This is a genomic window from Janthinobacterium sp. MP5059B, assembly GCF_001758645.1.
Taxonomy (GTDB): domain Bacteria; phylum Pseudomonadota; class Gammaproteobacteria; order Burkholderiales; family Burkholderiaceae_D; genus Janthinobacterium; species Janthinobacterium lividum.
The window spans coordinates 930,629-944,460 of record NZ_LRHX01000006.1 but is presented as its reverse complement, the minus strand read 5'-3'; the positions used below and the strand labels follow the sequence as shown (position 1 = coordinate 944,460).

The following is a 13,832-nucleotide window of genomic DNA, read 5'->3' as shown; positions in this document are numbered from 1 at the left end:
GTATCTATATGTGTGTGACGAGGGGTGACGCGTGCAGTGCATGCGATTGCACAAGTGTGCCCGAGATGCCCGGCCGCCGTTATCGCGATCCTGCAAGACCTTTGCACGATCCTCCAAATCTGCGTAAGATCAGCCCCTGCCCTTACCTACCTGACGCATACTGGCCCACATGTCCACACTGTCCACACCAATCCCGCCGCAAGATGAAATCGCCGCCCTGATCAGCCGTCACGCGCCGCGCACGGGCGACTACACGACGGCCATCGGCAACCTCACCTTCCACCGCCAGTCGTCCGTCACGGAATCGCTGTTCCATGCGGCGCGCCCCAGCGTGGCCATCATTGCGCAAGGGGCGAAGGACGTCACCCTGGGCAGCGAAACCTTCCACTACAGCCGCATGCAGTATCTGCTGACCTCCGTCGACCTGCCGGTGCAGGTGCGCGTGGTGGAGGCAAGCGTGGACAAGCCGCATCTGTGCGTGGTGCTGGGAATCGACATCGCCGACGTGGCCGCGTTGCTCGACAGCGAAAGCGCGGCGCAGCAGAAAATCCTGCCTGCCACGCGCGGCATTTCCGTCAGCGACGTGTCGGCCGAACTGCTCGACGCCATGCTGCGCCTCGTGCGCCTGCTCGACAAGCCGGGAGAAATCGCCACGCTGGCGCCATTGATCCGCCGCGAGCTGACCTACCGCCTGCTCAACGGCCCTGTCGGCGCGCGCCTGCGCCACATGGCGCTGGCCAGCAGCCAGTCGCACCAGGTGGGGCAAGCCATCGACTGGATCAAGCACAATTATTGCGAACCGCTGCGCATCGAACACCTGGCCGGCATGGCGAACATGAGCATGTCGTCGCTGCACCACCACTTCAAGGCGATCACGGCCATGACGCCGATGCAGTACCAGAAGCTGCTGCGCCTGCAGGAAGCGCGGCGCTTGATGCTGGTCGAGCAGATCGACGCGGGCACGGCCGGCTACCGCGTCGGCTACGCCAGCGAATCGCAGTTCAGCCGCGAATACAGCCGCCAGTTCGGCCGCGCGCCCATGCGCGACGTGGGCCAGGTGCGCGCGCAGCTCAGCGGTTCCAGTGCCAGTGCCGACATGGCCTATTCCGTCTTGCCGTAACCGCCACCGCCCGGCGTCTCGATGACGAACACGTCGCCCGCCAGCATGCCGGTCTTGCCGATATGCGCCAGGTGCTCCACCGTGCCGTCCGCCCGCTCCACGTAATTGCGTCCCAGCGCGCCCGCCTCGCCGCCGTCCATGCCGAAAGGCGGAATAATCCGGTTGTTCGACAGGATCGCCGCCGTCATCGGTTCCAGGAAGCGCACCCGGCGCACGCCGCCATTGCCGCCGTGCCAGCGCCCCGCCCCGCCCGACCCCGCGCGGATGCTGTAGCTGTCCAGGCGCACGGGGAACCGCCACTCGAGAATTTCCGGGTCCGTCAGGCGCGAATTGGTCATGTTCGTCTGCACCACGTCCGTGCCGTCAAAACCGGGGCCGGCGCCCGAGCCGCCCGATATCGTCTCGTAATACTGGTATTTGGCGCTGCCGAACGTGAAATTGTTCATCGTCCCCTGCGAGGCCGCCATCGCCCCCAGCGCGCCATACAGGGCGTTCGTGATGCAGGTCGAGGTTTCCACGTTGCCCGAGACGACGGAGGCCGGATACTGCGGGTTGAGCATGGAGCCGGGCGGGATGATCACGGTCAAAGGTTTCAGGCAGCCGGCGTTCAAGGGAATCTCGTCGTCGACCAGGGTACGGAACACGTACAGCACGGCCGCCATGCAGACGGCGGACGGCGCATTGAAATTGTTCGGCAGCTGGCTTGAGGTCCCCGTAAAGTCGATGACGGCGCTGCGCCGCGCCACGTCGACCTTGATCGCCACCTGGATGCGCGCGCCGTTATCGAGGTCCAGCGCGTAGCTGCCATCCTTCAGGGTCGTGATGACCCTGCGCACGGCTTCCTCGGCATTGTCCTGCACGTGGCCCATGTAGGCTTGCACGACGGCGTGGCCGAAATGCGCGACCATCTTGTGCAGTTCCTCGGCCCCCTTCTGATTGGCCGCCACCTGGGCGCGCAGGTCGGCCAGGTTTTGCCGGGGATTGCGGGCCGGCCAGCTGGCGCCCGCCAGCAGGGACAGTGTTTCCTCCTCGCGCAACAAACCCGTGGCGCCGTCCACCAGCTTGAAATTGTCGATCAATACGCCCTCTTCCTCGATGCGCGTGGAGTCGGGCGGCATCGAGCCGGGCGTGGTGCCGCCGATATCGGCATGGTGGCCGCGCGAGCCCACGTAGAACAGGATGGATTCTCCCTTTTCATCGAAGACGGGCGAAATCACCGTCACGTCGGGCAGATGCGTGCCGCCCTGGTACGGGTCGTTCAGCATGAAGACGTCGCCCGGCCGCATGGTTCCCGCATTGCGCGTCATGACCGTGCGGATGCTCTCGCCCATGGAGCCCAGGTGCACGGGCATGTGCGGTGCATTGGCGATCAAGTGGCCTTGCGCATCGAAGATGGCGCAACTGAAGTCGAGCCGCTCCTTGATGTTGACGGAATGGGCCGTATTCTGCAGGCGCAGGCCCATCTGCTCGGCAATCGACATGAACAGGTTGTTGAAGATTTCCAGCATCACGGGGTCCGCATTGGTCCCGATGGCGCGCCGCTCCGGCAAGGCGGCCACCCTGCGCAAGATCAAATGGCCATGCGCCGTGACGTCGGCGCGCCAGCCCGGTTCGACGACGGTGGTGGCATTGGCGTCGCTGACGATGGCCGGGCCATCGATGGCGTCGCCGGGACGCAGGCTGTCCGCCGCATACAGGCCGCTGTCGCGCCACGCTCCGGCGCAGTACATGTCCACCGTCTGCAGGGGCGCCAGCGCGCCCGCGCGCGCCGCATGGGCCGGCGCGGCCGCTTGCGGCGCATCGGAAGCGCCGATGGCTTCCACGGAAATGGCTTCGACAATCAATGCGCGCGTGGGCATCAAAAAGGAAAAGCGTTTTTTGTAGGCCGCTTCGAACTGCGCCTGCATGCCGGCGGCCGTATCGAACAGCACGACGAGGGCCGAATCCGTGCCTTCATAGCGCAGGTGCACGCGCGACACCAGCGCGATGCGCTCCCCTGCCACGCCCTGGCGCAGCAAGTCGCCCCGCGCCAGTTCGCCCAGTTGCGCGAAATCGCCAGCGAGATCCACGCCCAATACCGCCTCGATGGCCTGTTCGCGCATGGCGCTCTGGTCGGCCAGGCCCATGCCGTAGGCCGACATCACGCCCGCCAGGCTGTGGATGAACACCGTGCGCATGCCCAGCGCGTCGGCCACCAGGCAGGCGTGCTGGCCGCCCGCGCCGCCAAAGCTGGTCAAGGTGTACTCGGTGACGTCGTGGCCGCGCTGCACGGAAATCTGCTTGATGGCGTTGGCCATGTTCCCGACTGCGATAGCGATATAGCCTTCGGCCACCTGCTCCGGGGTGGAGCTCACCGTGCGCGCCAGCGCTTCGAACTGGGCGCGCACCGTGGCCACGTCCAGCGCTTCATCGGCGTCGGGGCCGAAGACGCGGGGGAAGAACGCGGGCTGCAGCTTGCCCAGCATGACATTGCAGTCGGTGACGGCCAGCGGGCCGCCGCGCCGGTAGCTGGCGGGCCCCGGGTTGGCACCCGCGCTGTCCGGCCCCACCTTGTAGCGGGCGCCGTCGAAATGCAAGATGGAGCCGCCGCCCGCGGCCACCGTGTGGATGCTCATCATGGGCGCGCGCATGCGCACGCCGGCGATCTGCGTCTCGAACACGCGTTCGAACTCGCCCGCGTAATGCGACACGTCGGTGGACGTGCCGCCCATGTCGAAGCCGATGACTCTATCGAAACCGGCCAGCGCGCTGGCGCGCACCATGCCGACGATGCCGCCCGCGGGACCGGACAGAATGCTGTCCTTGCCCTGGAAGGCGCGCGCATCCGTCAAGCCGCCGTTCGACTGCATGAATTGCAGGTGCACGCCGGGCAGCTCCATCGCCAGCTGGTCGACGTAGCGGCGCAGGATGGGCGACAGATAGGCATCGACCACCGTGGTGTCGCCGCGCGCCACCAGTTTCATCATGGGGCTGACCTCGTGCGACACGGACACCTGCGTAAAGCCGGCCTCGCGCGCCAGCTGCGCCAGCCGCGCCTCGTGCGCGTGGTAACGGTAGCCGTGCATCAGCACGATCGCGATGGCGCGCACGCCGCGCGCATAGGCCTGGTCCAGCGCCACCCGCGCGGCCGCCTCGTCGAGCGGCGTCACGACGTCGCCATGGGCGCCCACCCTTTCATCAATCTCGATCACGTCGCCGTACAGCAGTTCGGGCAGGATGATCTGGCGGGCGAACAGCTGCGGGCGGTTCTGGTAGGCGATGCGCAAGGCGTCGCGAAAACCGCGCGTGATGGCCAGCACGGTGGGCTCGCCCTTGCGTTCGAGCAGCGCGTTGGTGGCGACCGTCGTGCCCATCTTGATGGCGCCCACCTGTTCCACGGGCAGCGGCGCGCCAGGCGCAAGGCCCATCAGCTGGCGCATGCCGGCCAGCGCCGCGTCGCGGTACTGGCCCGGGTTTTCCGACAGCAGCTTATGCGTGGCCAGGCTGCCGTCAGGACGGCGCGCCACGATGTCCGTAAAGGTGCCGCCCCGGTCGATCCAGAATTGCCAGTCCATCGCCTTGCCCCCGCGCTTATGTGAGATGGCTATTGTAGCCGCCAAACAGGGACGCGATTCAGGCGTGCGCGCCTTGCCTTTCGACCGCTTCGGCCTTATGTTGAAGACATGCTGACTAACGGAACACGCTCCATGCCCCTGATCGACTCTGCAACACCGCTGTACTCCATCGCCGAACTGCGCGCCATCGAACAAGCGGCCATGCAAGACCTGCCGCAAGGGCTGCTGATGCAGCGCGCGGGCCAGGCTGCCGCCAGTACCGCCCTGAAGCTGCTGCACGCCCAGGAAGATGGCGACGGCGCGGGCCACCGGCGCGTACTGATACTGGCCGGCCCCGGCGACAACGGCGGCGACGCGCTGGAAGCGGCCGCGCACCTGGCCGGCAGCGGCACCGAGGTGCTCGTCTGGCTGGCGCCCGAGGCACAAGCCACGTCGCCCGAGCGCGAACAGGCGCTGAGCCGCGCGCGCAACAGCGCCGCCCGCTTCATGGAAGCGGCAACCTCGATGGCGTCTGCGGCAGTGGGCGCGGCGCCCTGGCACCTCGTCATCGATGGCCTGTTCGGCATCGGCGCGTCGCGTCCCCTGGACGGCGAATGCCGCGACATGGCGCAGCTGGTCAACAATCTCGATTGCCCCGTGCTGGCGCTCGACGTGCCCAGCGGCCTGCACGCGGACACGGGCGCCATCGATGGCGTCGCCATCCGCGCCACGCATACGCTCACCTTCATCGGCGACAAGCCGGGCCTGCACACGGCGAATGGCCGCGACCATGCGGGGGAAGTGGAAGTGGCGGCCCTGGCCATAGCCCCTGCCCTGCTGCCCGCGGCGAAGGCGCAGCTGGGCGGCCTGCACCTGTTCGCCCGCCAGCTGCAGCCACGGCGCCAGAATACGCACAAGGGCAGCTACGGCAGCGTAGCCGTCATCGGCGGCGCGCAAGGCATGGCCGGCGCGCCCATCCTGGCGGCCCGCACGGCCCTGCATGCGGGCGCGGGAAGAGTGTATATCGCGTTTCCCGACGCACCGCCCGCCTTCGACAGCGGCCAGCCGGAACTCATGTGCCGGCACGCCAGGGACGTGGATTTCTCGGGCCTGCACTTCGCGGCGCTGGTGGCCGGCCCCGGCCTCGGCGACAAGGCCGATACGGTGGAGCTGCTGCAGCGCGCCATTGACAGCGACAGCCCCCTGCTGCTGGACGCGGACGCGCTGAACCTGATGGCGGCCGAACCGGAGCTGCAATCGGCGGTGGCCGTACGCACGGGCGCGGGTGCGACGATATTGACGCCGCATCCGCTGGAAGCGGCACGCCTGCTCGACATGACGGTGGCCGAAGTGCAGGCCGACCGCCTGGGCGCGGCGCGCCAGCTGGCCACGCAGCTGGGCGCGATCGTGGTATTAAAAGGTTCGGGCACGGTGATCGCCGCGCCCGACGGCCAGGTCGTCGTCAACAACACGGGCGGCCCCGCGCTGGCGACGGCCGGCACGGGCGACGTGTTGTCCGGCCTGTGCGGCAGCCTGCTGGCGCAAGGCTGGCCCGAATGGGAGGCGGCGCTGGGCGCCGTGTGGTTGCATGGCGCGGCCGCCGATGCGCTGGTGGCCGCAGGCAGCGGCCCCATCGGGTTGACGGCGGGGGAATTGATCCCGGCGATACGCAAGTTGATCAATGCCTTGTCGGCATAAGCGTATGGCGTGGGAGTGTTGGATTACGCTGCGCTAATCCAGGCTACGGCTGCGATGATGGCAGGCAAGTAGGTCGGATTAGCGCGCCAGCGCGTAATCCGACAATCACCAGCACCAATCACACCAACCTGCCCGCCGAGATGGTAATGGTGCGGCCACAGCGGGCCGCGATCGAGCTGTCGTGCGTGACCAGCACCAGGGTCGAGCCCCGTTCGCGATTCAACTCGAACATCAGCTGGATCACGGCCTCGCCGGTGGCCGCATCGAGGCTGCCCGTCGGTTCGTCGGCGAACAGCAGCGGCGGTTCCGTCACGAACGCCCGGGCCAGGGCCACGCGCTGCTGCTCCCCGCCGGACAGGTATTTCGGATAGTGCTTCAGGCGGCTGCCCAGGTTGACTCTGCCCAGCATGGCTTGCGCCTTTTCCTTCGCGTCCGGGTCGCCGCGCAATTCCAGCGGCAGCATGACGTTTTCCAGCGCCGTCAGGTGGGCCAGCAGCTGGAAGGACTGGAACACGAAACCGAGCTTTTCCTTGCGAAAACCGGCGCGGCCGTCTTCGTCGAGGGCGAAGATATCCGTGCCGTCGAGGATCACCTTGCCCTCGCTCGGCGTGTCCAGGCCCGCCAGCAAGCCCAGCAAAGTCGACTTGCCGGAACCGGAGGCGCCGACGATGGCCAGCGTCTCGGCCGTTTGCACGGTAAAATCGACTTGATGCAGGATGGTCAGCTCACCATCGGCATCGGGTACGCGCTTGGCCAGCTGGACCACTTCGATGGCCGGCTGGGCATTTTGGCTGTGGGGTGCGGCGGGCCGCTGGGCCGCTGCTTCTGACGGGAGAAAACTGGTGGAAGTCGCTTTAGGGAATTCGGGCATGCTGATCTATCTTAAAAAATTTCGTGAACAAATAAGTGTCAAGGGCAGCAGCCGCATGCGGCGGCGCACGCTGTCCCTGCTTCCTGCGGCAGCCCTGCTGCTGGTATCGAGCATGACGAACGCCTATTCTGCACCAAAAACGCTGCTGGTGCTCGGCGACAGCCTCTCGGCCGAGTATGGGCTGGCACGGGGCACGGGCTGGGTGGCGCTACTGGAACAGCGGCTGCAGGCACAAAAGAACGATACGCGCATCGTCAATGCCAGCATCAGCGGCGAGACCACCAGCGGCGGCCGCGCGCGCCTGCCCGCCCTGCTGTCCAAGCACCAGCCCGATGTCGTGCTGATCGAACTGGGCGCCAACGACGGCTTGCGCGGCTTGCCCGTGGCGGCGGCCGAAGCGAATCTGCGCGCCATGGGTGAGGCGGCCAAAAAATCGGGCGCGCAGGTGGTGCTGGTGGGCATGCGCATGCCGCCCAACTATGGCCGCGCCTACGGCGAACAGTTTTACGGCGTGTACGGCAAGCTGGCCAGGGAATGGAAGGCGCCGCTGGTGCCCTTCATGTTCGAAGGCATCGCCGACCAGCCGCAGCTGTTCCAGGCCGACCGCATGCACCCGAATGCGCTAGCCCATCCAACCATCCTGAAAAACATCTGGCCACAGCTGGCGCCGTTGCTGGGGGCCAAGTAAGCCGACTCAGAAGCTCACTCAATTTTCACCCCGTAGGCCGAACTGCCGGGGTCGGACCCTGAGGGTCCGACCCCAGTCTTGCGCCCTTGGGTTAAACAAGGCTCACAACTCGCAGACAAAAAAAATAGCCGCTCAAGAGCGGCTATTTTTATGCGTGGAAACTAAATCTTACGGTGCTTCCGGCGCTGGGGTGGCTGGGGCGGTGACCGGCTTGACGATCTTCACCTTGGCCTTGGCTTTCAGGTATTCGACATAATCGAACATTTCCTGTTGCGCCAGGATGCCGCCGATCTGGTCTTTCTCTTGCTGGCGGCGCGCCGCGTCCACTTGCTCCGGCTGCTGCACCTTGGCAATGCGGTAGATGCCGTAGCCCAGGGCTGGCAGGTCCACGCCCACATAGGCTGGCAGCTTGCTCGTGTCCGCTTTCATGACTTGCGCGATGGCGGCACGGTTGATGCCGTCCAGCTTGCTGCGCGATACCCATTGCGCCGCACCGAAACCGGTGGCGTCACCGGATGCCTTCAAGGCTGCCAGCTTGGTCTCGCCCGCTTTCTTGGCCAGCTTTTCCGCTTCTTCCAGGGTCACGCGCTGACGGATCATCGCTTCGACTTCGGCCAGCGGACGCTTGGTTGCCGGCTTGAATTCCACCACGCGGCCGGCGATCAGCACGTTCGGCGCAACGGTCACGGCTTCCGTATTGCGCTTGTCTTTCAGTGCATCGTTCGAGAAGATGGCCGACAGGAACTTGGCATTGTTGAACGGCGCCTTGCCCAGTGCTGGCGACGGCGTGCGCGACAGGTTGGCGACGGTTTCCACTTTCAGTTTCAGCTTGTCGGCCACCGGCTTCAGGCTGTCCGATTGCTCGTAGACCGTGTTGGTGAACGTTTCCGCCATTTCCGAGTATTTCTTGGCGGCAAATTGCTTGCGCAGATCCGCCGTGATTTCACCGCGCACTTCGTCCAGCGCACGCACGTGCTGTGGCTTGAGCGAGGTGACGGTCAGGATGTGGAAGCCGAAATCGGAAGCGACGACGTCGCTGATTTCGCCTTGCTTGAGTTTCGCGACAGCGCTCAGCAGCGGTGCCGGCAAGCCATCCTTGCCAATCACGCCCAGGTCGCCGCCCTGCTCTGCGGACGCCGGATCTTCCGACTTGGCTTTCGCCACGGCAGCAAAGCTGGCAGGCGTCTTGCGCACGTCGGCCAGGATGGCTTCGGCCTTGGCCTTGGCGGCTGCCTTGTCGGCGGCCGAGGCGTCTTTCTTGACGGCTACGAGGATGTGGCTGGCCTGGCGCGCTTCTTCCGTCGTGTAGGCTTTCTGGTTCTTCGCATAGTAGCCGGTCACGTCGGCGTCGGTCACGTCGACTTGCTCGCCTGCAGCACTGTCGTCCAGCACGACGTATTCGACCTTGGCTTGTTCCGGGATCTCGAAGAACTTGCTGTTCTTGTCATAGAAAGCCTTGATCATGGCGTCCGTCACTTTGACTTCCGGCACATACTGGGCGATCGGCAGCAGCAGTTCCTGCACTTCGCGCTCTTCCGAGGTGATGTCGGACAAACGCTTGGAGACGGTGCTCGGCGCGAAGGCGGTGCCTTGCACGGCGCCGGCCAGTTGCTGCAGGGCCAGGTCGCTGCGGCGGCGCGCATCGTACATCTGCGGCGTCATGCCTTGGGCTGCCAGCATGGCCTTGTAGCGTTCCAGGTCGAATTTACCGTCCGGCAAGGTCAAGCCCGGGATTTCCAGCACTTCCTTTTGCAGCACGGCATCGCTGATGACCAGGTGGCTACGGCCCACTTCGGCGGCCACGGCGCGCTCGGCGATCAGGTTGTCGAGGATGCTCTGGCGTGCTTCCGGCGTGTCAAACATTTTCTGGTCGAACTGCTCGCCCATCATCTGGCGGTAGCGGTCGATCTGCTGGCGTTGCGCTTCTTCATATTGCTGCTGCGTAACGACCTGGTCGCCGACCTTGGCGATGGTGTTCGCGCCATCGCCGAAGCTTTGGTAGCCGCTGATACCGACCAGTGCAAAAGACGGGACGATGACCAGCATCAAGAGAAACTGCATCAAGCGTCGATGGGTACGAATAAATTCAAACATGGTCAGCCAATTCGGGATGAGTGGATCACTATAAAAAAAGGCGAACATGCGTTCGCCTTGATTTCTTCGGCGGAATGGACGGGACAGATGTCCACTTCCCCTTTAGATTCAACAACTTGGCGCTGGAACTAAAGCAGGATTCTGACGCCCAAGCCATTATCTCCTGATTCTACAATGCCCATAGCGCTATAGCAAGAGTAAATCAGGGCGCCCGCCCTGCCCTGGCGGCGCATGGCCGGCCAGGCGGCAGCCTGGACATTAAACCTGGCAAAGCTTAAAGCGGATTTAAATGCGCGCGCGGGCCATTCGGAAAAAGCATGGCGGCAGAATTAAAACGAGGGGGGCAAAGATAATCGGGAGCATAAAAGAAAAACCCGCGCTACTTATTCAGCAGCGCGGGCTTCTATATTCTGGCGGAGCGGACGGGACTCGAACCCGCGACCCCCGACGTGACAGGCCGGTATTCTAACCAACTGAACTACCACTCCTTAAGAGCGTATTTTTTTGGCGGAGCGGACGGGACTCGAACCCGCGACCTCCGACGTGACAGGCCGGCATTCTAACCAACTGAACTACCACTCCGAAAAATACACAGTACTACTTGCATTTGTATCCAGGGTTGCGATTCGAAGAACTTCAACCCTGAAATCGCGGCACCCGAAGGCGCCGCCAAATGTTTCCGGTGATTGTCACCTCACCGAAGTCCGTTAGTTTACAGCATCCTTCAAAGCTTTACCAGCTTTAAATTTTGGAACTTTTGCAGCTTCGATCGTGATCGCTTCTTTGGTACGCGGATTGCGGCCGGTACGCTCAGCGCGTTCGCTGACCGAGAAAGTGCCAAAACCAACCAGCGTCACGCTGTCGTTGTTTTTCAAAGTTTCCGTCACGCCGCCGATAACAGCGTCGAGTGCGCGCGCAGCGGCGGCTTTGGAAATGTCAGCTTTTTCAGCAATGTGGTCGATCAATTCAGTCTTGTTCACTAGCATCCCCAATTACAAAGGTATAAAACGTTTACCGTATCGTTGCGGCACTTTTGGCACCACAGCTGTCCGGCGAAAAAAATGTGCAGGCGTATTAAACAAGCCACACTGTATATGTGTCAAGCGCTTTGGGGGCGCAATTCACGTTTCAATATAAAACAAGCGCTCTAAAAGCGCTTGTTTGGGGAAAACAGGGGTAAAACGTTAGTGTTTTACTACCTCGCCGGCCGCGTCAGGCTTGGCCGCGGCAGCCGTGACAGCCTCCACCGCAGCGACGTCCGCCAACGCTTCAGGCATGCGTTCGAGGGCGATTTCCAGCACTTTGTCGATCCAGCGCACGGGAACGATCTCCAGTTTGTTCTTGACGTTGTCCGGAATATCGGCCAGGTCTTTCACATTCTGCTCTGGAATCAGGACCGTCTTGATGCCGCCGCGATGGGCTGCCAGCAGCTTTTCTTTCAGGCCGCCGATCGGCAATACTTCGCCGCGCAAGGTAATCTCGCCCGTCATCGCCACGTCGGCGCGCACGGGGATGCCCGTGAAGACCGACACCATCGCCACCGTCATGGCCGCGCCAGCCGAAGGACCGTCCTTCGGTGTCGCGCCTTCCGGCACGTGGATGTGGATGTCGCTCTTCTCGAACACGTCCGCCTTGATGCCCAGGCGCTGTGCCCGGCTGCGCACCACCGTGCGGGCTGCCTCGATCGACTCTTTCATGACGTCGCCCAAGGTACCCGTGCGGATGATGCCGCCCTTGCCCGGCATCGACACGGCTTCGATGGTCAGCAGATCGCCGCCCACTTCCGTCCATGCCAGACCGACCACCTGGCCTACCTGGTTTTCTTTCTCTGCGACACCGAAATCATAGCGGCGCACGCCAAGGAATTTATCCAGGTTCTTCGAGTTGACGATGACTTTCTTGTCGGATTTCTTCAGCAGCAGCATCTTGACCACCTTGCGGCAGATCTTCGACACTTCACGCTCGAGCGAACGCACACCGGCTTCCCGCGTGTAGTAGCGGATGATGTCGCGCAAGGCCGACTCGGCCACCGAGATTTCCTCTTCCTTCAAGCCATTGTTCTTGATCTGCTTCGGCAGCAGATAACGCTGCGCGATGCTGGTCTTTTCGTCTTCCGTGTAACCGGACAGACGGATCACTTCCATACGGTCGAGCAAGGCTGGCGGAATGTTGTACGAATTCGACGTGGCCACGAACATCACGTCGGACAAGTCGAAATCGACTTCGATGTAATGGTCGGAGAACGTGTGGTTCTGTTCCGGATCGAGCACTTCCAGCAGGGCCGACGATGGATCGCCACGGAAATCGGCGCCCATCTTGTCGACTTCATCGAGCAGGAACAAAGGATTGCGCACGCCGACTTTCGACAGCGATTGCAATATCTTGCCCGGCATCGAGCCGATGTAGGTGCGGCGGTGGCCGCGGATCTCGGCTTCGTCGCGCACGCCGCCCAGGGCCATGCGCACGAACTTGCGGTTCGTCGCGCGGGCGATGGACTGGCCCAGCGAGGTCTTGCCGACGCCCGGAGGACCGACGAAGCACAGGATAGGCGCTTTCAGCTTGTCGACGCGCTGTTGCACCGCGAGGTATTCCAGGATGCGTTCCTTGACCTTGTCGAGGCCGTAGTGGTCGCCCTCGAGCACTTTTTCCGCATTCGCCAGGTCGTTATTGACCTTGGATTTCTTTTTCCAAGGCAAATTGACCAGGGTGTCGATGTAGTTGCGCACGACGGTGGCTTCGGCCGACATCGGCGACATCAGCTTGAGCTTTTTCAGCTCGTTGGTAGCCTTGTCGAGCGCTTCCTTCGGCATCTTTGCCGAAGCGACTTTTTTCTCCAGCTCGTCGAGGTCGGCGCCATCTTCGCCCTCGCCCAATTCCTTCTGGATCGCCTTGACTTGCTCGTTCAGGTAGTACTCGCGCTGCGACTTTTCCATCTGGCGCTTGACGCGGCCGCGGATGCGCTTTTCCACCTGCAGGATGTCGAGCTCGCCTTCGAGCTGGCCCAGCAGGTGCTCGAGGCGCTTGGCCACGCTGAAAATTTCCAGGATGACTTGTTTTTGCTCAAGCTTCAGCGGCAGATGCGCGGCCACCGTGTCGGCCAGGCGGCCGGCATCGTCGATACCCGACAGCGAAGCGAGGATTTCCGGTGGAATCTTTTTGTTCAGTTTGACGTACTGGTCGAACTGCTGCACGATCGCGCGGCGCATGGCTTCGACTTCCGACTCGTCGCCCGGCTCGGACTCGAGCGGCGTCAGGTCGGCGATGAAGTGCGTCGGCGCATCACTGATGTGGTTGATACGGGCACGCTGCGCGCCTTCGACCAGCACCTTGACGGTGCCATCGGGCAGCTTCAGCATTTGCAGAATATTGGCGACGCAGCCAATTTCATAGATATCCGAAGGAGACGGCTCGTCCTTCGCGGCTGCTTTTTGAGCGGCAAGCATGATGCTCTTGCCCTGCTCCATCGCAGCTTCCAGCGCCTTGATCGACTTTGGACGGCCAACGAACAGCGGTATCACCATATGCGGGAAAACGACGACATCCCGCAACGGCAATAACGGCAGTTGAGTTTGCTCAGTTAATTTGGAAGTTGTCATGGCGTACCTTATAGAAAGCGTGTTTACGATGTTGGCGCTCGCTGCCAAAACACAAGACCGGCGAGAATAAATAATTCTGTGAAACAAACATTTTTCTGTCTATTTCGCAAAACACACCCGCATGACGGTAATAAATGCAGTTTTCACAGTAAAAAAGCCACGCGCAGCTAAGCGCCGCGAGTGGCTTTCCGATTGAAGCCTGCACTCATTGATTTAAATTGTACTGCCATGC

General features: G+C 63.0%; 8 protein-coding genes and 2 tRNA genes. 3 read left to right on the top strand and 7 right to left on the bottom strand.

Annotated elements, in window-relative coordinates:
- The first annotated feature begins 169 nt into the window (after window positions 1–169).
- Window positions 170–1,120, top strand: coding sequence for an AraC family transcriptional regulator (locus JAB1_RS08785; protein ID WP_070279506.1), 951 nt, complete (start codon window positions 170–172; stop codon window positions 1,118–1,120).
- Here the strand turns inward: JAB1_RS08785 and JAB1_RS08780 are convergent.
- Window positions 1,102–4,674 (bottom strand): hydantoinase B/oxoprolinase family protein, encoded by a 3,573-nt coding sequence (locus JAB1_RS08780; RefSeq protein ID WP_070279505.1) that lies wholly within the window; start codon window positions 4,672–4,674, stop codon window positions 1,102–1,104. The genes JAB1_RS08785 and JAB1_RS08780 overlap by 19 nt on opposite strands.
- Window positions 4,675–4,806: 132 nt before the next feature.
- Between JAB1_RS08780 and JAB1_RS08775 the strand changes: the two genes are divergently transcribed.
- Window positions 4,807–6,351, top strand: coding sequence for a bifunctional ADP-dependent NAD(P)H-hydrate dehydratase/NAD(P)H-hydrate epimerase (locus JAB1_RS08775; protein WP_070279504.1), 1,545 nt, complete (start codon window positions 4,807–4,809; stop codon window positions 6,349–6,351).
- 118 nt (window positions 6,352–6,469) lie between these two features.
- On the opposite strand, the gene JAB1_RS08770 is transcribed toward JAB1_RS08775, so the two are convergent.
- Window positions 6,470–7,117, bottom strand: a complete 648-nt coding sequence (locus JAB1_RS08770; RefSeq protein ID WP_092606695.1) for an ABC transporter ATP-binding protein — start codon at window positions 7,115–7,117, stop codon at window positions 6,470–6,472.
- Between the two features lie 160 nt (window positions 7,118–7,277).
- Here JAB1_RS08770 and JAB1_RS08765 point away from each other — a divergent pair, with 160 nt between their 5' ends.
- Entirely contained in the window at window positions 7,278–7,910 is a 633-nt protein-coding gene (locus JAB1_RS08765) for an arylesterase (RefSeq protein WP_070279868.1), read from the top strand.
- Window positions 7,911–8,078: 168 nt separating this feature from the next.
- Here the strand turns inward: JAB1_RS08765 and JAB1_RS08760 are convergent, their stop codons facing one another.
- The 5 genes from JAB1_RS08760 to lon all read right to left on the bottom strand — a co-directional run bounded on the left by JAB1_RS08760 (window position 8,079) and on the right by lon (window position 13,600).
- A complete protein-coding gene (locus JAB1_RS08760; protein ID WP_070279867.1) occupies window positions 8,079–10,004 on the bottom strand; it encodes a SurA N-terminal domain-containing protein in 1,926 nt (641 codons plus the stop codon).
- Between the two features lie 411 nt (window positions 10,005–10,415).
- Window positions 10,416–10,492 (bottom strand) — tRNA-Asp (locus tag JAB1_RS08755).
- 17 nt (window positions 10,493–10,509) lie between these two features.
- A tRNA-Asp gene (locus tag JAB1_RS08750) sits at window positions 10,510–10,586 on the bottom strand.
- Window positions 10,587–10,711: 125 nt separating this feature from the next.
- Window positions 10,712–10,984 carry an HU family DNA-binding protein gene (locus tag JAB1_RS08745; protein ID WP_010398442.1) on the bottom strand — a complete coding sequence of 91 codons (273 nt, stop codon included), beginning with the start codon at window positions 10,982–10,984 and terminating at the stop codon, window positions 10,712–10,714.
- Between the two features lie 204 nt (window positions 10,985–11,188).
- Entirely contained in the window at window positions 11,189–13,600 is a 2,412-nt protein-coding gene (gene lon / locus JAB1_RS08740; RefSeq protein ID WP_034787304.1) for an endopeptidase La, read from the bottom strand.
- Between the last annotated feature and the right edge of the window lie 232 nt (window positions 13,601–13,832).

Bases quoted from the DNA above. Each gene is read 5' to 3' on its own strand.
- JAB1_RS08760 (WP_070279867.1), bottom strand. From the start codon at position 10,004: ATGTTTGAATTTATTCGTACCCATCGACGCTTGATGCAGTTTCTCTTG.
- JAB1_RS08785 (WP_070279506.1), top strand. From the start codon at position 170: ATGTCCACACTGTCCACACCAATCCCGCCGCAAGATGAAATCGCCGCC.
- lon (WP_034787304.1), bottom strand. From the start codon at position 13,600: ATGACAACTTCCAAATTAACTGAGCAAACTCAACTGCCGTTATTGCCG.
- JAB1_RS08780 (WP_070279505.1), bottom strand. From the start codon at position 4,674: ATGGACTGGCAATTCTGGATCGACCGGGGCGGCACCTTTACGGACATC.
- JAB1_RS08765 (WP_070279868.1), top strand. From the start codon at position 7,278: ATGCGGCGGCGCACGCTGTCCCTGCTTCCTGCGGCAGCCCTGCTGCTG.
- JAB1_RS08775 (WP_070279504.1), top strand. From the start codon at position 4,807: ATGCCCCTGATCGACTCTGCAACACCGCTGTACTCCATCGCCGAACTG.